This window comes from Sphingomonas sp. 37zxx (assembly GCF_000786205.1).
Lineage (GTDB): Bacteria > Pseudomonadota > Alphaproteobacteria > Sphingomonadales > Sphingomonadaceae > Sphingomonas.
The window spans coordinates 1-682 of record NZ_JROH01000119.1 but is presented as its reverse complement, the minus strand read 5'-3'; the positions used below and the strand labels follow the sequence as shown (position 1 = coordinate 682).

Genomic DNA, 682 nt, shown 5'->3' with positions numbered 1-682 from the left:
TAGCCAAGCCCTTTTTCAGCAGCCTGTTAAAACGGTGTATGAAGCGGCCGATATTGACCAAGCTATCCCCGCAAATTTGCAGCTAGCCGGTGGAGTCCTAGGTGACGACGCACTCAAAAGGGTACTTCTTTACCGTGCATTTATACGCACTGTTTTCGTCGATATAAAAAAAGAGCTAAAGCAACAATTACTTTCGAGTTTGTTTAAGCGAGCACTTGACAGATTAGGAATAAAGAAAAGCGACATAAGTGGCTCGATAGACGAACTACTAGAGGGCTCTTTTGAGGCTCAAATAACTGATATTACGGCAATAAAAACAATATCAAAAAAAATATCAGATGAGGCCCAGACTAGTCAAACCAACACGAACGGTAGGTCCTTTGGCGGCAACATTTCTCCCCAAGATACTTTGATAGCAGGAAGGCTGGACACCTCTCAACAACGCGCAAAATCTTCGACAGCGATGAAGTCAGAAGATTACGCTGACGTCGTATTGAGAACATTCGCCGTCAGCCGGGTTATAGAGGATTTAGGAAAGCTTCTCAGTAGTGTTGGCATCAACAAGCTATATATATTTATTGATGATTTTTCGGAGCTTCCAGAAGAAGCAATGAAGGTGTTTGTAGACACTGTACTTGCACCACTAAACAATTGAGCACCTCCATCAACCCGGTGATCTGAG

The 682-nt window shown here is 43.4% G+C and carries 1 protein-coding gene; it reads left to right on the top strand.

What is annotated here, in order from left to right; translation table 11 throughout:
- Window positions 1–655: hypothetical protein (locus QU44_RS18590; RefSeq protein WP_197054380.1), on the top strand; the 655-nt coding region annotated here is incomplete at its 5' end.
- Window positions 656–682: the final 27 nt, after the last annotated feature.